Origin of the sequence: Pseudomonas sp. GM_Psu_1 (assembly GCF_026544185.1) — a bacterium.
Taxonomy (GTDB): Bacteria; Pseudomonadota; Gammaproteobacteria; order Pseudomonadales; family Pseudomonadaceae; genus Chryseomonas; species Chryseomonas oryzihabitans.
Genome location: NZ_JALNUX010000004.1, coordinates 240,253 through 259,144, shown reverse-complemented (window position 1 = coordinate 259,144; position 18,892 = coordinate 240,253). Strand labels below are relative to the sequence as shown.

The following is an 18,892-nucleotide window of genomic DNA, read 5'->3' as shown; positions in this document are numbered from 1 at the left end:
CAAAAACCGTCTAGCGTGGGGCCACACGCCCTGACGCGTGCCCCGATAACAACAATCAAGGATGCAGGCATGACATCTTTCCTCAGGCAACGCCTGCCGCTGGCCATCGCCCTGGCCACGGCGCTCGCGGCAACCGCCCAGGCGGCTCCCAATCCCTACAGTGGCTTCACCGTGTTCGGCGACAGCCTGCTCGATGCCGGGCAATTTCCCGATACCGGGGTCACGGGCGCCAGCCTCAGATTCACCAACCGCGTCGGTCCCGGCTACAGCCCGGCCAGCGGCGCGGTGACCGGACCGGTGTCCTCGATCCTGCTCGGCCAGCAACTGGGCTTCGATGTCCGTACCCTGGACGCCTCGACCTCGCTGATCAATCAGCGGATCGGCCTGAGCGATGGCGACAACTGGGCCACGGGTGGCTACACCACGGCGCAGATCCGCGATTCCATCACCGCTCGCAACGGTTCGGTGGTGGCGGTGGGTGGCCTGACCCTGCGCAGCCGTGACGGCTACCTGCCCGGCCTCGCCAGCCAGGGACTGAGCCTGGATCCCAACACCCTGTTCTATATCAGCGGCGGGGGTAACGACTTCCTCCAGGGACTGGTCACCTCGCCGGCCACCGCAGCGGCCGCGGCCAATCGCCTGGGTGACGGCGTGGCTGCGCTGCAGCAGGCCGGCGCCCGCTATATGGTGGTCTGGCTGCTGCCCGACATCGGTCAGACCCCGGCCCTGGCCGGTTCGCCGCAACAGGCGGCCAGCTCGGCCCTGAGTCGCGTCTACAACCAGGCGCTGGTGGCACGCCTGGCCGGCATCGACGCCGAGATCATCGGTCTCAACGTGCCCCAGCTGCTGGCCGAGGTGGTGGCCGAGCCGGGCCGCTATGGCCTGGCCAGCGGGCAGAATCTGACCGGCACCTGCTTCAGCGGCGACAGCTGCACCCGCAACCCCACCTATGGCCTGGGCGCGGCGGCGGCCGATCCCAGCCAGCTGCTGTTCAACGATCGCGTCCACCCGACCATCACCGGCCAGCGGCTGATCGCCGACTACGCCTATTCGCTGCTGGCGGCGCCCTGGGAGATCACGCTGCTGCCGGAGATGGCCCAGTCCACGCTCAGGGCGCACCAGGACGGCCTGCACCAGCGCTGGCTGGGCGACTGGCATGCCTGGCAGCCGGTGGGGCGCTGGCAGGGCTATGTGGATACCAGCGCGCGGCGCCTGGACGTCGACGACCAGCGCAGCACCGCCGGCGGCGATGGCAACGGCTACAGCCTGGACCTGGGTGGCAGCTATCGGCTCAGCGAGGAATGGCGCCTCGGCGTGGCCGCCGGTGTCGCGCGCCAGCGCCTGGAGCCCGGCGCGGCCGATTCCAGCTATCGCCTCAACAGCTATCTTCTCAGCGCCTTCGCCCAGTACCAGGGCGAGCGCCTCTGGGGCGATCTCACCGCCACCGGTGGCCGGCTGGACTATGACGACCTGAGCCGCCGTTTCGCCCTCGGCCCGACCACCCGCAGCGAGCAGGGCGACACCGACGGCGATCTGCGCGCCCTCTCGGCGCGGCTGGGCTACGACCTGGCGGCGGCCGGCAGTCCCTGGCACCTGAGTCCCTATCTCAGCGCCGACTATGCCCGCGTCCAGGTGGATGGCTATCGCGAGCGCGGCAACGACGCCACGGCGCTGGAGTTCGACGACCAGTCGAGCACCTCGCGGCGGCTGGGGCTGGGTCTGCAGGGGCGCTGGCAACTCGCCCCGGCCACGGCGCTGTTCGCCGACCTGGGCCGCGAGCGGGAATTCGCCGATGGCACCCGCGACGTGACCATGCGCCTGAACAGCGTGCCGGGTCTGGACTACACCCTGGACGGCTACCAGCCCGACAGCGGCCGCACCCGGCTGAGTCTGGGCGTGGTCCAGCGGCTGACCCCGGAACTGACCCTGCGCGGTGGCTACAGCTATGCCGGCGCGGGCGATAGCCATCAGCAGGGCGTGGGCCTGGGCCTGTCACTGGACTTCTAACCGCCGCGCTGCGGGCAAGGCTCGCTGACAGGGTGTCAGCGGGCATTGCGGCTAGACCCGGCTGGGATCGCCCAGGCGCTGGCGCTGCCAGTCGCGCAATTCGTCCAGACGGCGCGGCGGGCAGACCAGAAAGCCCTGCAGAAGATCGCAACCGGCCTGTTGCAGGCAGAGCTGCTTGAGTTCGGTGTCCACGCCCTCGGCGATCACCTGGGCGTCGCGGGCATGGCAGAAGGCGATGAGCGCATCCAGGCTGGCCTGGTTGCCGGGCTGGCTGAGGCGCTCGACGATGAGCCGGTCGAACTTGATGGTGTCGGCGGGATAGTCGGTGACCTGCTGGATCGAGGTGTAGCCGACGCCGAAGTCGTCGATGGCCACGCGAAAGCCCTCGGCGCGCAATTCATGCAGTAGCCCCAGGGTCCGCTCGTTCAGCTCGGCGGCGAAGGTCTCGGTGAATTCCAGTTCCAGGCGGGCCGGATCGACACGGTGGTGGCGGACCCGCTCGCGCAGATAGGGCACGATGTCGGCCTGGTCCAGTTGCGCCGACGACAGGTTGATGGACAGCACCAGGTCGCTGCCCAGCACCTCCTGCAGCGCCGGGTATTCGCGGCAGGCCTGGTCCACGACCCAGCGATCGATCCAGCGAAAATGCCCCTGGCGTTCAGCGATGGGGATGAATTCCGCCGGTGATACCGGGCCGAGGCGTGGCGAATTCCAGCGCAGCAGGGTTTCGGCGGAACGCACCTGGCCGTTGCTGTCGACCGCCGGCATGTAGACGAGATGGAATTCCTCGTCCGGGTTCATGCGCCGCAGGTGCTCGTCCAGCAGATCCTGGCGGCGCTGGCGCGCGGCCAGTTCCGGGGTGAAGTGCACCAGGCGGTTGCCGCCTTCGTTCTTGGCCCGCTCCAGGGCCAGGTCGGCCTGGGCCAGCAGGTCGGCCAGGTCCAGCGGGGCCTCGGGGGTCGCCAGGCCGATACTCAGGGTCACCGCATAGCGCCGCTCGCCAACCAGGGTGCCGTTGTCATGGTTCTGCTGCAGCTGCTGGCCCAGGGCGAGGGCGTCGGTCGCCGCCGCCGGGCCGCGCAGCAGGATGGCGAATTCATCGCCCGCCAGGCGCGTGAACACCAGCTCGTTGCCCGCCTGATAGGCTTCCAGCTGCTGCTGGGTCTGCCGGGCCACGGCCTGCAGCAGCTCATCGCCCACTTCGTGGCCGAATCTGTCGTTCACCGACTTGAAGTGATCGAGGCCGAAATAGAGCAGGGCGATATGGCGGCCGTCCGGCTTGCCCGCCAGCCAGGATTCACCCATGAGCTGGAAGTAGCGACGATTGCCGATCTGGGTGAGGACGTCGGTGCGCAGGGCCGTGCGCAACTGCGCCAGGATGGCCAGGTTGTTGTCGTGCAGGCGCTTCATGTTGGCGCCCAGATGGCCGATCTCGCCGGGTTCGTCGCCGGTTTCGAGGGCCTGGCGCTGGCCTTCCAGCACCTCGGTGAGCTGACTGTCCAGCCGCGCGATGGGCCGGGTGATATAGCGGCGGATCAGCAGGATCAGGACCAGGATGCAGGCCAGGGTCACCAGCAGGCCGCCGCTGAAGTAGGCGATCGCCAGACGGCGCAATTCCCGGTCCAGGTGCCCCGGATCCGGGGTCAGGCGTACATAGAGATCGGGCGACAGGCGCTCGACGGCGGTGAAATCGCTGGTGCGGGCGGGCAGCGTCCGGCTGAATTCCAGGGGCGCGCCATAGCTTTGCTCGAGGGTACGGCGCATGGCCTCCATCCGGTCCGGGCTGACCGCCAGTTGCAGCGTCATCGCCAGCCCGCGCTGACCCGGCAGGGGCGGTCCGGCGGTGCTCGGCAGCAGTGAAGTGGTCGCCACCAGCAGTGATCGCCCCTGTTCGTCGAGCAGATAGTCGCGCCGCTCCAGCGGACCGCTCGGCTCCTGGGCCAGGCGTTCGAGCAGTTGTCGCTGGGCAGCGCTCAGTTGGGCGAAGGGATCGCCACTGCGTTCGTAGTAGTAGGCCAGGCTGAGGTCGGGGCGGGCGATGGCCAGGGAGATATGGCTGGGCGCATCGTCGCCGGCCAGCTGGCGCACCGCCAGTTGCAGCTGGGTACCCAGGGCTTCGTTGCGATAGGGCACCTCGGTCTGTCGCAGGAAGTTGCCCAGGGCGGCGCTGTTGGACAGGGCATAGAGCAGGTTGCGGCTGAAGTGGTCGTACTCGCGATAGGTGGTTTCCAGCGCCGCCAGGTCATGGTTGACCCGCGAGCGTTCGAGGCCGATCACCGCTTCGCGCTGGACCGTGTAGCCCAGGCCCACCAGGGTCAGGCTGCAGAGCAGGGCGACCGGCAGGATCAGCAGCAGGGCGCGTCTATTGAGCGTCATGGCGACCTACCAGAGCACTGCCGATGCGTTGCCGGGTCTGGAAGGTGTCGGGCGGACCTTCGCGAAAGACCTGGCTGCGGGCGAGCACCTCATCGGGGGGAAACAGGCTGGGATCCTGACGCAGGTCTGCCGACAGCAGCCGCAGGGCGCCGGCATTGGGGGTTGCCAGGTGCAGGTCCTCGGTCGCCAGCACGGCATTGCGCGGTTCGTTGAGGAAATCGATGAAGCGCCAGGCGGCGGCCTGGTGCCGTGAGCTGCTGAGCAGGGCCACGCAGTCCACCCACAGCAGGCTGCCCTCGCGCGGCGTGACGAAGCGCCAGGGCTGCCCGGGCGTCGCGGCATTGAGCAGGTGCTGGTCGCCGCTATAGCCCAGCGCCAGCTCGATGCGATCGCTGTAGGCCGGATTGTGCAGGGCGCTGACCACGTATTGATAGGTCAGCACCGCCGGGGCCTGGGCCTTGAGCAGCGCGAAGCTGCGTCTGAGCAACTCGGGATCGTCGCTGTTGATGGCGGCGCCCAGGGTGATGAGCGGGGCCACCAGCAGGTCGTCATGGTCTTCGAGCATGGCGATATGGCCGTGCAGGGCCGGCTCCGGCTGCAGCAGCGGCTGCCAGGACGAGGGCGCCTGGGCCAGGCGATCGCTGCGGTAGAGCAGGCCCAGGGTGCCCCAGACGTAGGGCACGGCATAGTCGCCGCAACTCTGGCGCCAGCGCGGATCGAGCTCGCTCAGATGGGGCAGGCGCTGGGGATCGATGCGCATCAGCAGGCCGTCCTGGCCGAGGCGGGTGGCGCTGACCTCGTTGATCACCACCAGGTCGAGATCGGCATCGCCGCGTGCCAGGGTGGCATCGCGCACGTCGCTACTGTCGAAATGGATTTCCTGCACGGGCGAATGAGCCTTGGCCCAGCGCTGCAATAGGGTGTCGCTGAAATAGCCTTCCCAGGTATAGAGCCGCAAGGGCTCGGCAGCCGCCACGGGTGACGCGGGCAGCCCGGTGAGCACCAGGCTGCAGACAAGGGGGAGGCAGTAGCGCATGCGGACGACTCGGCGGCAAGGACTGACTTAACTAGGAGGGGCCGCAAGGCCCTGACGTTCACCCCGCGAACGTCGGGGCTCTTGCCAGTCTAGGAGTCATCCGCGTATTCGCCAGCCGCGGGCGCCGTCTATTGCACGCGCTGAGTTCTGACCTTCAGTTCTGCAGCGGCGCCACCCCGGCGCGCTGATGGGCGCGGGTCCAGGGATTCTGCTCGTCGGCGAATTTCACCGCCAGACGCTCCAGCACCCGTTGCGTGGGCGCATTGGTGCCATGCAGCAACAGCAGGGGCAACAGCAGCAGGCTGGCGCCCAGCGCGGCCTGACGCGGCTTGAGGTTGACCTCCTGGCCCCGCAGCAGCCACAGCAGGCTGCCGCTGGCGGCGTAGCCGATGGGCAGGCCGGTCACCACTTCCGAGATCGAGTGATAGCCCAGCACCACCCGCGAGACGGCGATGAGCAGGGCGCACAGTGCGCCCAGGGCGGCCGCGGTCAGCCGCAGCGACGGCCGCGCCCGGCTGGCCAGCAGCCAGCCGAGGACCGGAAGCACGCTGCCTACCAGCATGGAATGGCCGCTGAAGCCGGTGAAGTCCAGGCGCGGAATGCCCAGGCCCCAGCCAAAGAAGGCGATTTTCGACAGGGCCACGCTGAGACTGGCCGCACCAAACAGCAGCAGCCAGAGCAGTGCCGCCCGCGCCGACAGACCGGCCAGCAGCCAGAGCGCAATCAGCACTGCGCAGGGAAGCATCACCGAGGAATCGCCGAAGTTGGTGATGAACAGCCACATGGATAAGCACACTCCTGGAGAAGACGAGGCATTCTGACCACCGCACGCCCAGAGGTTGCATCGCCCGTGCCAGCCTGTGGACTGGCGCAAGAAAGCGCTGGGACCCCGGTTGCAGACCCAGAAAAAAGCCCCGGCACCGGAGGTGGCGGGGCTGTCTGCCGGGAGGCGTCTTACAGACCGGCAGCGGCGCGCAGGGCGGCGGCGCGATCGGTGCGTTCCCAGGTGAAGGTGGTGAAGGTGTCATCGCCCACGGTGATTTCCTGGGGATGGCGACCGAAGTGACCGTAGGCCGCGGTGGCCCGGTACATCGGGTGCAGCAGGTCGAGCATGGTGGTGATGGCGTAGGGGCGCAGGTCGAAATGCTCGCGCACCAGCTGCACGATCTTCTCGTCGCTGATCTTGGCGGTGCCGAAGGTGTTGATCGAGATGGAGGTGGGCTGGGCCACGCCGATGGCGTAGGACACCTGGATCTCGCAACGATCGGCCAGGCCGGCGGCGACGATGTTCTTGGCCACGTAGCGACCGGCGTAGGCGGCGCTGCGGTCGACCTTGGACGGGTCCTTGCCGGAGAAGGCGCCACCGCCGTGACGGGCCATGCCGCCGTAGCTGTCGACGATGATCTTGCGGCCGGTCAGACCACAGTCACCCACCGGGCCGCCAATGATGAACTGGCCGGTCGGGTTGATGTGGAACTGGGTGTCCTTGTGCAGCAGCTCGGCGGGGATGACGTGCTTGACGATCAGCTCCATCACGGCTTCGCGCAGGTCGGCGTACTTGACCTCGGGATTGTGCTGGGTGGACAGCACGATGGCGTCGATGCCGACCACCTTGCCGCCGTCGTAGCGGCAGGTCACCTGGGACTTGGCGTCCGGACGCAGCCAGGGCAGCAGGCCCGACTTGCGTGCTTCGGCCTGACGTTCCACCAGGCGGTGGGAGAAGGTGATGGGCGCGGGCATCAGCACATCGGTCTCGTTGCAGGCGTAGCCGAACATCAGGCCCTGGTCACCGGCGCCCTGGTCTTCCGGCTTGCTGCGATCGACGCCCTGGGCGATGTCCACCGACTGCTTGCCGATGATGTTGACGATGCCGCAGGTGGCGCCGTCGAAGCCCACGTCCGAGCTGTCGTAGCCGATGTCGACGATGACGTCGCGCACCAGTTGCTCCAGGTCGACCCAGGCGGAGGTGGTCACCTCGCCGGCGACGATGGCCACACCGGTCTTGACCAGGGTCTCGCAGGCCACGCGGGCGTGCTTGTCCTGGGTGATGATGGCGTCGAGCACGGCATCGGAGATCTGGTCGGCGATCTTGTCCGGATGGCCTTCGGACACGGACTCGGAGGTGAACAGGGAATATTCGCTCATCGAATGGTTCCTAAATTACCAAGGGGTAGGGGCCCGCAGGCCGGTCGAGACAGCAGTTTCCTTGCTGGACATGACGCCCTTGAGCGTCGGGTCCGCCCGCCACTGGCCGGTTGGCCTCATGACGGGGTGTTTCCCTGATCCGGGCGCGCGAACTGGCGCACCTGGATCTGAAAGCCGTTGCGCAGGCCGAGGTAGAGGCTTTCGCCCGCCTGCAGGCCGGCGGCCTGGGCCCAGCGCGCCAGTTCGTCCTGGTCGAAGCCGAGCCAGAGATCGCCACAGGCCGCGCGCGCCCAGGTCTGGTCGTGGGGGCAGAGGTCGGTGATCACCAGACTGCCGCCCGGTGCCACGCGCCGCGCCAGCTGCTGCAGCGCCTCCGCCGGCGCGGCGAGGTGGTGCAGGACCATGTTGAGGACCACGCAGTCGGCCGCTGGCAGCGGCTCGGCGAGGGCGTCGGCCAGTTGCAGTTCGACATGGGCAAGGCCGTCACGCTGGCAGCGCTGGCGCGCCAGTTCGAGCATGGCCGGGCTGTTGTCCACCGCAACCACCCGGGCGAAACGCCGCGCCAGGTCCGGCAGGAAGGCGCCGTCGCCCGGGCCCACTTCCAGGGCGCAGCCACGCGGATCCAGGGCCAGGGCGTCCAGCAGGCTGAGCAGGCCGTCGCGATACTGCGGCAGGCTGGCGATCAGGTCCTGCTGGGCCTGGAATTTTTCCGCCACCCGGGCGAAGAAGTCGCGACTCACCGCCGCGCGCTGGGCATGCACCTCGCCGATCCGCGTCTGCACCGCACTGGGCAGGGCCAGGGCGTCCACCTCTTCGAGCAGGGCGGCGTGCAGGGCGCCCCCCAGGCTGCCGGGGCGGGGCAGGGCGCGGCGATAGAAGATGGCGTTGCCCTCGCGGCGGGTGGCCACCAGTTGCGCCTGGGCCAGCACCTTGAGGTGGTGGCTGATGCCGGACTGGCCGGTGGCGAAGATCTGCGCCAGTTCCAGCACGCCGAAGGAGGCGCTGTGCAGGGCGCGCAGGACGTTCAGGCGCAGGGGATCGCCGCCGGCCTTGCACAGGGCGGCGAGGGTATCTCCTGGTTCTTGGCCGAGCGCCGGCACGCGGAGCGGATTCATGGGGCGCTAGTCTAGAGACCCGTCCCGGGCCTCGCAAGAAAAGCATCAAAAAGTTTTGATACTTGTCCATGGCGGTGGGCCGCGCATACCTTCGTCGAGGAAGGTAAGATGCCGGGGCCTTTTGCTCAGCGGTCTTCGCAACGTTGCGGTAACGACCGCGAGACTCGCGCGTCCAACCTGCAGCCCTCTTCCAGGAGCGTCACCGGGTAACCCATGTCCGTCCAGCCACCGTCCCCTTCCGCGCCTGCCGCCGGCACGCGCCTGGTGATCTGCGAGCACTGCGATTCGGTGCATCGCCTGGAGCCGCTCGCCGCTGGCGAGCGGGCGCACTGTCTGCGCTGTGGCGCCTTGCTCTATCGTGCTAGCCGCCTGGACATCCAGGGTCTGCTGGCGCTGGCGATCGCCGCGGCGGTGCTGTTCGTGATCGCCAATGTCGGACCCATCCTGCAACTCAGCTTTCGCGGCCTGCACAGCGAGGCGACCCTGCTGGAGTCGGTGGTCGCCATGAGTCATGGCTTCGCCGGCCCCATGGCGCTGGTGGTGGCCATGACCCTGTTCGTGGTGCCGCTGCTGCAGATCCTGCTGCTGCTCTGGGTGCTCGGCTTCGCCCAGCTCGGCCGCCGAGCCCCCGGCTTCGCCACGGCCATGGTCACCCTGCACTACCTGCGGCCCTGGAGCATGATCGAGGTCTTCGTGCTTGGCGCCCTGGTGGCGGTGATCAAGCTGGCCGGCCTGCTGCACGTGGTGGTGGGGCTGGGGCTGTTCGGCATGGTCGGGCTGATGGTGGTCCTCTTGATCATCGCCAAGCGCGACCTGCACCCGCTGTGGGACGCCGTCGGGGAGCGCGAGTCTTGAGCGCGCCGCAGTTGCCGCCGCGCGCCGACGAACTCGGCCTGTGCCTGTGCCACGTCTGCGGCAAGGTCTGCACCGCGCCGCGCCGGCACAAGGCCGGCTGCCCGCGCTGCGGCTCGGCGCTGCACCGGCGCAAGCCCAACGTCTATGCCAAGACCTGGGCCTATCTGCTCGCCGCGCTGATCCTCTATATCCCCGCCAATACCCTGCCGGTGATGTTCACCGGTACCCTGGGCCGCGGCACGGAAAGCACCATCCTCGAGGGGGTGATCGAATTCTGGGAGAACGGCTCCTGGGGCGTCGCCCTGGTGATCTTCATCGCCAGCGTGGCGGTGCCCTCCATCAAGTTTCTGGTGCTCGGCACCCTGCTGGTGAGTTGCCAGCGCCGCAGCGACTGGGCCACCGCCCAGCGCGCCCGGCTCTATCGCTTCGTCGAGCTGATCGGCTACTGGTCGATGCTCGACGTGATCGTGGTGGCCCTGGTCTCGGCGCTGGTGCACTTCGGTGCCCTGAGTTCGGCGGCGCCGCGCCTGGGTATCGTGTTCTTTGGTTTCGTGGTGGTGCTGACGATGCTCGCCGCGATGAGTTTCGATCCCCGCTTGATCTGGGATGCAGAGGTGAACGATGACGGACAGGCATGAACCCGACGCCCTGGCGCCTACCCCCGAGGTACGCCGCAGTCGCTGGAGCGTATCGCTGATCTGGCTGGTGCCCATCGTGGCGGCCCTGATCGGGCTGTCCATGGTGATCCACAGCTGGGCCTCGCGCGGGCCGACCATCACGGTGACCTTTCTCACCGCCGAGGGCCTGGAAGCCGGCAAGACCCAGGTCAAGTACAAGAACGTGGTGATCGGCACCGTCAGCGACATCCAGCTGGCACCGGATCGCAACCGGGTGATCACCACCATCGAGCTGGAAAAGTCCGCCGAGGGCTTCGCCACCAAGGACGCGCGCTTCTGGGTGGTGCGGCCGCGCTTCGGCGTCAATGGCGTCTCGGGGGTCGACACCCTGGTGTCGGGCGCCTTCATCGGCGCCGACATCGGCGATTCCACCGAGTCCCATCGCGACTTCCGCGGCCTGGAGCAGCCGCCGGCGCTGATTCACGGCGCCTCGGGCAAGAGATTCATCGTCACCGCCGACGACATCGGCTCGCTGGACGTCGGCTCGCCGGTCTATTACCGGCGCATCCAGGTCGGCCGGGTGGTGTCCTTCCACCTCAACCAGGACGGCAAGGGCGTCAGCGCGCAGATCTTCGTTGATTCGCCCTACGACCGCTTCGTCACCGCCAACAGCCGCTTCTGGAACGCCAGCGGGGTCGATGTCTCGCTCAGCGCCTCCGGCCTCAAGCTCAATACCCAGTCGCTGGCCACGGTGGTGGCGGGCGGCATCGCCTTCGTCACCCCCGAATGGCCCAAGGATCCGCAGGAGGCCGACGAAGACCAGCGTTTCACCCTGTTCGACGACCAGGCCAGCGCCCTGGCGCCGCCGGATGGCGAGCCCTTCTATGTGCGGATGAGATTCCAGCAGTCGCTGCGTGGCCTCGCCACCGGTGCGCCGGTGGAATTCCTCGGCATGAACGTTGGCCGGGTGGTCTCCCTGACCCCCGACTACGAGGACGCCCAGGATCGCTTCTCGCTGATCGTCGGCGCGGTCATCTATCCCCAGCGGCTGGGCGACGTCGGCAAGCGCATCGAGACCAAGGACCGCGACGGCAAGCTGTTCGCCGGCTGGGTGGCCCGCGGTCTGCGCGCCCAGGCCCGTACCGGCAACCTGCTGACCGGCCAGCTCTACATTTCCGTCGACTTCGTGCCCAATGCACCCAAGGTGGCCTTCGATCCCCAGGCCAAGCCGCTGTCGATTCCCACTGTCACCGGCAGCTTCGATCGCCTGCAGGAGCAGATGGCCGGCATCGTCAACAAGATCGACAAGATCCCCTTCGATTCCATCGGCAAGAATCTCGACACCAGCCTGGCGCAGCTCAGCGGCACCCTCAAGCAGCTCAACGCCGGGGTCCTGCCGCAGCTGACCACCACCCTGATGGGCGTGCAGCAACTCACCGGCAGCGCCAGCCAGAGCCTCGGCGCGGATTCCCCGGTGCAGCAGAATCTGACCCAGACCCTGGAAGAGATGCAGCGCATGGCGCGTTCCCTGCGCGTGTTCGGCGACTACCTCGGCCGCCATCCGGAATCCCTGATCCGCGGTCTGGTGACCGATCCGCCGCCCAAGTTCGAACCGGGCTCCCGCGATCCCGCCAAAGGAAAACTGCAATGAAGCGCCTGACCTGCCTGGCTCTGCCCCTGCTGCTGGCCGCCTGTTCGTCCAAGGCGCCGCTCAACTACCACACCCTGACCAGCGCCGCGGAGCCCGCGAGCCAGGCACGCGCGGCGGACTTCCGCTTCGCCCTGCAGGGCGTCTCGGTGCCGCCCCAGGTGGATCAGCCGCAGTTGGTGGTGCGCCAGGGCGACGGCATCGCCCTGCTGGAAAACGAACGCTGGATCGCGCCCCTGGCCGACGAGGTGCGCAGCGCCCTGTCCGCCGACCTGTCGCGGGACCTCGGCACCCTGGACCTGGGCGATGCCCCGCGCGGCAGCGGCGCCCCGGTGCTGCGCATCAAGGTGGATCTGCAGCGCTTCGATTCGCAGCCCGGGCGCGGCGTCCAGCAGGACGCGCTCTGGACCCTGCGCCTGGCCGAGCCGGGCGGGGAGCGGGTGCTCACCTGCGGCAGCCGGATCAGCCAGCCCGCCGGCGCCTCCTATGCCGAGGTCGTCGCGGCGCACCGCCAGGCCCTGGCGACCCTGGCCAGGCGCATCGAACCGGTGGCGCGCGCCTTCGTGGCCGACGGCGCGACAGTCTGCCCGGCGGGCTGAGGCGACCGCGCCGATTGCTGGAAGTGCCCTGGCTGGGCCAGAATGATGGCCCTTTCGCTCTGCCTCTGCCAGGAGACACCGCAATGCCCAGCCGTCGTGATCGAGCCAACGCCATCCGCGCCCTCAGCATGGATGCCGTGCAAAAAGCCAACAGCGGCCACCCCGGCGCCCCCATGGGCATGGCCGACATCGCCGAGGTGCTCTGGCACGATCAGCTCAAGCACAACCCTGGCAATCCCCAGTGGGCCGACCGTGACCGCTTCGTGCTGTCCAACGGCCACGGCTCCATGCTCATCTATTCGCTGCTGCACCTGTCCGGCTACGACCTGTCCATCGACGACCTGAAGAATTTCCGTCAGCTGCACAGCAAGACCCCGGGCCACCCCGAATACGGCTACGCCCCGGGCATCGAGACCACCACCGGTCCCCTGGGCCAGGGCATCGCCAACGCCGTGGGCTTCGCCCTGGCGGAAAAGGTCATGGCCGCCCAGTTCAACCGCGATGGCCACCAGATCGTCGACCACCACACCTACGCCTTCCTGGGCGATGGCTGCATGATGGAAGGCATCTCCCATGAGGTCTGCTCCCTGGCCGGCACCCTGGGCCTGTCCAAGCTGATCGCCTTCTATGACGACAACGGCATCTCCATCGATGGCGAGGTCGAAGGCTGGTTCACCGACGACACCCCCAAGCGCTTCGAGAGCTACGGCTGGCAGGTGATCCGCAACGTCGACGGCCACGACGCCGACGAGATCAGGACCGCCCTGGACACCGCGCGCAAGAGCGACAAGCCCACCCTGATCTGCTGCAAGACCGTGATCGGCTATGGCGCGCCGCACAAGCAGGGCAAGGAAGAGTGCCACGGCGCTCCGCTGGGCAACGACGAGATCCAGGCCGCCCGCGAACTGCTCGGCTGGTCCCATGCGCCCTTCGAGATCCCCGCCGACATCTATGCCGAGTGGAGCGCCAAGGAACGCGGCGCCGCCGCCGAGGCCGAGTGGAACGAGCGCTTCGCCGCCTACGCCCAGGCCCATCCGCAGCTGGCCGCCGAATTCAAGCGCCGCATGGCCGGTGACCTGCCCGCCGATTTCGCCGAGCGCGCCGCCGCCTTCATCCAGGACGTCGCCACCAAGGGCGAGACCATCGCCAGCCGCAAGGCCAGCCAGAACGCCCTGCAGTTCTTTGGTCCGCTGCTGCCCGAGCTGCTCGGCGGTTCCGCCGACCTGGCCGGCTCCAACCTGACCCTGTGGAAGGGCGCCAAGGGCGTCACCGCCGAAGACGCCAGCGGCAACTATGTCCACTACGGCGTACGTGAATTCGGCATGAGCGCCATCATGAACGGCGTCGCCCTGCACGGCGGTCTGGTGCCCTACGGCGCCACCTTCCTGATGTTCATGGAATACGCCCGCAACGCGGTGCGCATGTCGGCGCTGATGAAGCAGCGGGTGCTCTATGTCTTCACCCACGACTCCATCGGTCTCGGCGAAGACGGTCCGACCCACCAGCCGGTGGAGCAACTGGCCTCCCTGCGCTACACCCCCAACCTGGACACCTGGCGTCCGGCCGATGCGGTGGAATCCGCCATCGCCTGGACCGCGGCCCTGGAGCGTCGCGACGGTCCCAGCGCGCTGATCTTCTCGCGTCAGAACCTGGCCCACAGCGTGCGTGACGAAGCCACCCTGGGCAACGCCGCCCGCGGCGGCTACGTGCTCAAGGACTGCGTCGGCGAACCCGAGCTGATCCTCATCGCCACCGGCTCCGAAGTCGGCCTGGCGGTGCAGGCCTACGAGCGCCTGAGCGCCGAAGGTCGCCAGGTGCGCGTGGTCTCCATGCCCAGCACCAGCGTCTTCGACCGCCAGAGCCCCGAGTACCGCCAGCAGGTCCTGCCGGTGGAAGTCGGTGCCCGCATCGCCATCGAAGCCGGCATCGCCGACTTCTGGTACAAGTACGTCGGTCTCGACGGGCGCATCATCGGCATGCACACCTACGGCGAATCCGCCCCGGCGGCCGCGCTGTTCGAGCACTTCGGCTTCACCCTGGACAACGTCCTGGCGGTGGCTGGCGAGTTGCTGGAAGACTGAGTCCTGCCGCGCTAATAGAAAAAGCCACGCTGAGGCGTGGCTTTTTTATGCCCGGGATTCAGCGCCTGCTCAGGGATTCACCCGGATGCTCGGCCCTGCCAGGGTGACCCCGCCAGCCTCCAGCTGCATGAAGCTGCCGCCGGCCTTGAGGGTCAGGCGGGCGCCGGCTTCCAGGACAATCTTCTGGCCGGACTGGAGCCGGATCTCGCTGCCGGCCTCGACCAGCAGACTGCCGTCTAGCCGCAGGTGCTGACTCTCGCCGATGTCCAGGTGGTCGTCGGCGCGCACCTCGCTGCGGCGCTCGCCCCGGGTGATGCGGTGTTCCTCGGCGTGGAATTCGCTGTAGCTGTTGCCGCGGATGCGCTCATGACGCTCGTGGCCGATCTCGCTGCGTTGATCATGGCCGATGCGTTCGTCCCAGTCGCGCTGGGCATGGACATGGATCTCTTCCTGACCCTCTTGATCCTCGCTGCGCAGTTCGTTGTATCCACCGCCGCCGGGGCTGCTCAGGCTCTTGAAGGTGGTGCGGGTCTTGTCCCGGGGCAGCTCCAGCGGTGGGCGATGCTCGGCGTGGTACAGGCAGCCGATCACCAGGGGTTGGTCGGGATCCCCCTCGAGAAAGCCCACCAGCACCTCCATGCCGATCCGCGGCACCGCCAGGGCGCCGTGGCCGTCACCCGCCCAGCCGCTGGCGACCCGCAGCCAGCAGCTGGTGCGCTCATCGGCCCGGCCCTGTCGATCCCAGTGGAATTGCACCTTGATCCGGCCCAGGGCATCGCAATGGATGTCATCGCCGGCCGGTCCGGTGACCACGGCGCTCTGGGCGCCCAGCAGCCTGGGCTTGGGATGGCGCAGGGGCAAGCGGAAGGGCTGCGTCCAGGGCCGGGCGACAAAGCTGTTGCGATAGCCCTGGCGCCAGCCGTCGGCCGGGATGGCGTCGGTGGCGTCTTGCTCCAGGACCTGGGGCTGGCGACCCTGGTGCTGGATCTCGGTCAGCAACCAGAGCTGATTCCAGTCGGCGCGCGGGTGCTGTTCCAACGGCAGGAAATGCCCGCTCACCAGGCTGGGCTGGTCGCTCGCACCCTCGGCCTGAACGGCGTCCCCTCGCAGGCGCTCCAGGCGCCGGCTGCTCAGGCGCTGGCCGGTAGCGCGATCGGTGAAGCGGCCGGGAAAGCCATAGTCTTCCAGCGCGGGCTGGGCCGCGGTTTCCGCATTGCTGTGCAGGCGCAGCCGAGGTTGCAATGGGTCGTGATCGCGTAGGGTCGCGGCGCTGCTGCGGATCTGCAGGCCGACCGCCAGGCGACTGATCACGGGTTCGTCCGTCACCAGACCACTGCCGGGTCGATAACGGGTGGCGCCCAGCCGCGCAAAGCCGGTGGCGTCATCGCCAAACACCAGCACATGACCGTCGCGGCGATGCTGGTGGTGGAAGTGCAGGCCCTCTTCTTCGCAGAGGCGGGTGAGAAAGGCCAGATCGCTTTCGCCGTACTGCACGCAGTAGTCGCGCGGCGGATAGCGCGTTGGCCCCAGGGCGAAGCGATAGTCGCCGTCGAGGATGCCGTGCTCCTCGAGCAGCTGCGCCAGGATCTCGGGCACGCTGCGTCCCTGGAAGATGCGGGAATTGACGCGGTGGGCCAGGGCAGCCAGGCGCGGCACCAGTTCGGCGCGATAGCGGGTCAGGCGCCGGCCCGTATCGCCCTGGGCCACGGCGGCGAGCTGGCCGTGGATGCCCTGGTCACCCGGACCCAGGGCGAGAAAGGCGGGCCGCTGCAACAGCGCTTCCAGCGGCCAGTCCGGGCGCTCGCTGACCAGCTCGAGCTGGAAGCGATAGGGCTGGCCGATGGCCTCGCGGCCGTCGAAGGCGAGCACCTGGAAATCCTGGGCGACGCCGTCCAGCGTCAGGGTGAAGGTCGGGGTATTGGCTGAGCTGAACATCGCATCGCGTCCTTGCGAATCGAAAGCTCCAGTGTGCGCTACAGGGTTGCACCGGCTCAAGCGCCGAAAGGTGCATTCTAGAGCCTTTTAACAGGCAGATTCTGGCGCAGTGCCAGGCTGGGAGGCGGCGAAGAGATCCCGCGGCGGCGGCAGTGCGCCTTCCAGTTCCAGCAGGAATTGCTTGGTCGGCAGGCCGCCGCCAAAGCCGGTCAGGGCGCCGGACGCCCCTATCACCCGGTGGCAGGGCAGCACGATGGGCAGCGGATTGCGCCCGTTGGCGGCGCCCACCGCGCGCATCGCCTGGGGTCGGCCGAGATGGCTGGCGAGTTGACCATAGCTCCAGGTCCGGCCATGGGGGATCTCCGCCAGGGCCTGCCAGACCGCCAGCTGGAAGGGGGTGCCGCGCGGTGCCAGGGGCAGCTCGAAGGTCTGGCGCTGCCCGGCGAAGTATTCGCCCAGCTGCACGCAAGCCAGGTCGAGGATCGGGTGATCGGCAGCGCTCCAGCTGGCGTCACGCTTGGCCAGGTAGCGATTCTCGGGAAACTCCACCACGCGCAGGCCACTGTCGTCGGCGGCCAGGGTGAGCGTACCTATGGGGCTGTCCAGCAGGCAGTAGGCGATCATCGGGGCGACTCCTTGGCGAGACGGGTGGGAACGGGTTCGGCGGGGGCGTCGGCGGGCGCCTTCCAGGTGGCTTCCCGCCAGACCTGCATCACCCCGTAGGCACGCCAGGGCCGCCAGGCTTCGGCGCGGGCGTACAGGGCCTTGGCGGTCAGGCGCTCGCCGGGCGGCGCCAGCCGCTTCTGCAGCACCAGGTCTTCCACCGGGCAGGCATCGGGATGGGCCAGGGCACGCAGGGCGATGTACTGGGCGGTCCAGGGCCCTATGCCCTTGAGCGCGATCCAGCGCCGGGCGAAATCGTCCAGGGTGCGCCCGGTGTCGAAGTCCACCTCGCCGGCGCGCAAGGCCCGGGCCACGGTGCCGAGGGTGCCGGCGCGGGCGCGGATCAGGCCGAGGCCGGTGAGGTCTTCCAGGGCGGCATCGGCCAGGGCATCCACCGTGGGAAAGAAGTGATGCAGACCGGCTGGCGGCCGACTGGCCTCGTGACCAGGCTCGCCCCAGGGACGACCGAAGCGCTGCACCACCCGGGCGGTCATGGTGGTGGCCGCCACCACGCTGACCTGCTGGCCGATGACGGCGCGCACGGCGATCTCGAAGCCGTCCCAGCCACTGGGCAGGCGCAGGCCCGGGCGGCGCGCCACCAGTTCGGCCAGGGTCGGATCGACCGCCAGACCCTGGGCGATGGCTTCGGGATCGGCGTCCAGATCGAACATGCGGCGAATACGCGCCACCGCCGCTTGCAGCTCTCCAGGGGCGGCACCGTGCAATTCCAGGCGCAGCGCCGGCGTGTCGGCGTCCCAGGCCGAGACGCGCAGCCAGCCGGGCTGTTCGGGGGTGCCGATCACCCGGGCGTAGCTGGTGTCGTCCAGCACCTCGACACCGGGCAGGGCGTGGCCGCGGAGAAAATCCAGCTGGGCGGCGAAGTCGTAGGGCGGACGATAGGCCAGGCGCAGGACCAGCACCGGCGAAGACGCGGCCTGACCCTTGCGCACCTGACTGGGGGCCAGGTCGTAGGCATCGCGAAAGGCGGTGTTGAAGCGTCTGAGACTGCCGAAGCCGGCGGCCAGGGCCACCTCGGTGATGGGCAGCCGGGTCTCGCTGAGCAATTGCTTGGCGAACAGCAGTCGGCGGGTGGTGAGCACCGCCAGGGGCGCGGCGCCAAGGCGCTCGACGAACAGCCGGCGCAACTGGCGTTCGCTGAGGTCGAGGCGGGCGGCGAGGGCGGGCAGGCCGCCGTCGTCCAGGCCTTCGTCCATCAGTCGCAGGGCCCGTGCCAGGGTGGCGTCGCCGCGTTGCCAGTGGCCGCCGGCGGGGGAGAGCTCCGGGCGGCATCTCAGGCAGGGGCGATAGCCCGCGGCCTCGGCGGCTGCGGCGCTGGGGTAGTAGCTGACGTTTTCCGGACGCGGCGGTTGCGCCGGGCACACTGGCCGGCAGTAGATGCCGGTGGTGAGCACCGCGGTGTAGAACAGGCCGTCGAAGCGCGGATCCCGCGCCAGGCGGGCGCGTTCGAAGGCGGGAATATCGGGAAAGGCGTTCATGGCGGCAGGTTAGCACCGCCGGGGAGGGGTGACTGGCCGTTTTCGGACGGGACCGCTGAGGTAGAGAGTTATCGCGGCCATGGGCCGCTCCTACAAAAGTAGCACTGCCCTGTAGGAGCGGCCCATGGCCGCGACAAGCCGTATTACTAGCGTCGTGGCGTGGAAAACGGCGCAGCCTTTTCCACTTGGGCTTCGTCGCGAGCGGCACCCTCACCCCAACCCTCTCCCAGGGGGAGAGGGGGCTTGCCGGAGCAGGCCGGTTCAGCGTCGTAGCGAGGAAAACGGCGCAGTCTTTTCCACAAGAGCTTCGTCGCGAGGG

Annotated in this window: 14 protein-coding genes; 6 read left to right on the top strand and 8 right to left on the bottom strand. The window is 68.6% G+C overall.

Annotated elements, in window-relative coordinates; all coding sequences use genetic code 11:
* Positions 1-69 precede the first annotated feature (69 nt).
* A complete protein-coding gene (locus OXS31_RS08635; protein WP_267398694.1) occupies positions 70-2,007 on the top strand; it encodes an autotransporter domain-containing SGNH/GDSL hydrolase family protein in 1,938 nt (645 codons plus the stop codon).
* 51 nt (positions 2,008-2,058) lie between these two features.
* Here the strand turns inward: OXS31_RS08635 and OXS31_RS08630 are convergent, their stop codons facing one another.
* From OXS31_RS08630 to OXS31_RS08610, 5 genes are all read right to left on the bottom strand, one after another.
* Positions 2,059-4,383 (bottom strand): GGDEF domain-containing phosphodiesterase, encoded by a 2,325-nt coding sequence (locus OXS31_RS08630; RefSeq protein WP_267398693.1) that lies wholly within the window; start codon positions 4,381-4,383, stop codon positions 2,059-2,061.
* On the bottom strand, positions 4,370-5,419 hold the full coding sequence (locus OXS31_RS08625) for a spermidine/putrescine ABC transporter substrate-binding protein (RefSeq protein WP_027598216.1): 1,050 nt from the start codon (positions 5,417-5,419) through the stop codon (positions 4,370-4,372). Before OXS31_RS08625 ends, OXS31_RS08630 begins: the two co-directional genes overlap by 14 nt.
* A gap of 154 nt (positions 5,420-5,573) precedes the next feature.
* Positions 5,574-6,203, bottom strand: a complete 630-nt coding sequence (locus tag OXS31_RS08620) for a phosphatase PAP2 family protein (RefSeq protein ID WP_027598217.1) — start codon at positions 6,201-6,203, stop codon at positions 5,574-5,576.
* Between the two features lie 170 nt (positions 6,204-6,373).
* Positions 6,374-7,564 (bottom strand): methionine adenosyltransferase, encoded by a 1,191-nt coding sequence (metK, locus tag OXS31_RS08615; protein ID WP_027598218.1) that lies wholly within the window; start codon positions 7,562-7,564, stop codon positions 6,374-6,376.
* A 116-nt stretch (positions 7,565-7,680) separates the two neighbouring features.
* Positions 7,681-8,679 (bottom strand): metalloregulator ArsR/SmtB family transcription factor, encoded by a 999-nt coding sequence (locus tag OXS31_RS08610; RefSeq protein ID WP_027603062.1) that lies wholly within the window; start codon positions 8,677-8,679, stop codon positions 7,681-7,683.
* Between the two features lie 213 nt (positions 8,680-8,892).
* On the opposite strand from OXS31_RS08610, the gene OXS31_RS08605 reads away from it, so the two are divergent.
* The 5 genes from OXS31_RS08605 to tkt all read left to right on the top strand — a co-directional run bounded on the left by OXS31_RS08605 (position 8,893) and on the right by tkt (position 14,479).
* A complete protein-coding gene (locus tag OXS31_RS08605; protein ID WP_074583526.1) occupies positions 8,893-9,534 on the top strand; it encodes a paraquat-inducible protein A in 642 nt (213 codons plus the stop codon).
* 38 nt (positions 9,535-9,572) lie between these two features.
* On the top strand, positions 9,573-10,172 hold the full coding sequence (locus tag OXS31_RS08600; protein ID WP_223855480.1) for a paraquat-inducible protein A: 600 nt from the start codon (positions 9,573-9,575) through the stop codon (positions 10,170-10,172).
* Positions 10,156-11,802, top strand: a complete 1,647-nt coding sequence (locus OXS31_RS08595) for an MlaD family protein (protein WP_027598222.1) — start codon at positions 10,156-10,158, stop codon at positions 11,800-11,802. The genes OXS31_RS08600 and OXS31_RS08595 overlap by 17 nt, the downstream gene beginning before the upstream one ends.
* A complete protein-coding gene (locus OXS31_RS08590) occupies positions 11,799-12,398 on the top strand; it encodes a PqiC family protein (RefSeq protein ID WP_044341091.1) in 600 nt (199 codons plus the stop codon). The genes OXS31_RS08595 and OXS31_RS08590 overlap by 4 nt, the downstream gene beginning before the upstream one ends.
* A gap of 83 nt (positions 12,399-12,481) precedes the next feature.
* Positions 12,482-14,479 (top strand): transketolase, encoded by a 1,998-nt coding sequence (tkt, locus tag OXS31_RS08585; RefSeq protein ID WP_027603065.1) that lies wholly within the window; start codon positions 12,482-12,484, stop codon positions 14,477-14,479.
* A 69-nt stretch (positions 14,480-14,548) separates the two neighbouring features.
* On the opposite strand, the gene tssI is transcribed toward tkt, so the two are convergent.
* The 3 genes from tssI to OXS31_RS08570 form a co-directional block, all read right to left on the bottom strand.
* Positions 14,549-16,414 carry a type VI secretion system tip protein TssI/VgrG gene (gene tssI / locus OXS31_RS08580; RefSeq protein WP_267398692.1) on the bottom strand — a complete coding sequence of 622 codons (1,866 nt, stop codon included), beginning with the start codon at positions 16,412-16,414 and terminating at the stop codon, positions 14,549-14,551.
* Between the two features lie 87 nt (positions 16,415-16,501).
* Positions 16,502-17,038 (bottom strand): methylated-DNA--[protein]-cysteine S-methyltransferase, encoded by a 537-nt coding sequence (locus OXS31_RS08575; protein ID WP_145249174.1) that lies wholly within the window; start codon positions 17,036-17,038, stop codon positions 16,502-16,504.
* Positions 17,035-18,573: a DNA-3-methyladenine glycosylase 2 gene (locus tag OXS31_RS08570; RefSeq protein WP_267398691.1), complete on the bottom strand. Its 1,539-nt coding sequence runs from the start codon at positions 18,571-18,573 to the stop codon at positions 17,035-17,037. Before OXS31_RS08570 ends, OXS31_RS08575 begins: the two co-directional genes overlap by 4 nt.
* Between the last annotated feature and the right edge of the window lie 319 nt (positions 18,574-18,892).

Bases quoted from the DNA above. Each gene is read 5' to 3' on its own strand.
- OXS31_RS08635 (WP_267398694.1), top strand. From the start codon at position 70: ATGACATCTTTCCTCAGGCAACGCCTGCCGCTGGCCATCGCCCTGGCC.
- OXS31_RS08630 (WP_267398693.1), bottom strand. From the start codon at position 4,383: ATGACGCTCAATAGACGCGCCCTGCTGCTGATCCTGCCGGTCGCCCTG.
- OXS31_RS08625 (WP_027598216.1), bottom strand. From the start codon at position 5,419: ATGCGCTACTGCCTCCCCCTTGTCTGCAGCCTGGTGCTCACCGGGCTG.
- OXS31_RS08620 (WP_027598217.1), bottom strand. From the start codon at position 6,203: ATGTGGCTGTTCATCACCAACTTCGGCGATTCCTCGGTGATGCTTCCC.
- metK (WP_027598218.1), bottom strand. From the start codon at position 7,564: ATGAGCGAATATTCCCTGTTCACCTCCGAGTCCGTGTCCGAAGGCCAT.
- OXS31_RS08610 (WP_027603062.1), bottom strand. From the start codon at position 8,679: ATGAATCCGCTCCGCGTGCCGGCGCTCGGCCAAGAACCAGGAGATACC.
- OXS31_RS08605 (WP_074583526.1), top strand. From the start codon at position 8,893: ATGTCCGTCCAGCCACCGTCCCCTTCCGCGCCTGCCGCCGGCACGCGC.
- OXS31_RS08595 (WP_027598222.1), top strand. From the start codon at position 10,156: ATGACGGACAGGCATGAACCCGACGCCCTGGCGCCTACCCCCGAGGTA.
- OXS31_RS08590 (WP_044341091.1), top strand. From the start codon at position 11,799: ATGAAGCGCCTGACCTGCCTGGCTCTGCCCCTGCTGCTGGCCGCCTGT.
- tkt (WP_027603065.1), top strand. From the start codon at position 12,482: ATGCCCAGCCGTCGTGATCGAGCCAACGCCATCCGCGCCCTCAGCATG.
- tssI (WP_267398692.1), bottom strand. From the start codon at position 16,414: ATGTTCAGCTCAGCCAATACCCCGACCTTCACCCTGACGCTGGACGGC.
- OXS31_RS08575 (WP_145249174.1), bottom strand. From the start codon at position 17,038: ATGATCGCCTACTGCCTGCTGGACAGCCCCATAGGTACGCTCACCCTG.
- OXS31_RS08570 (WP_267398691.1), bottom strand. From the start codon at position 18,573: ATGAACGCCTTTCCCGATATTCCCGCCTTCGAACGCGCCCGCCTGGCG.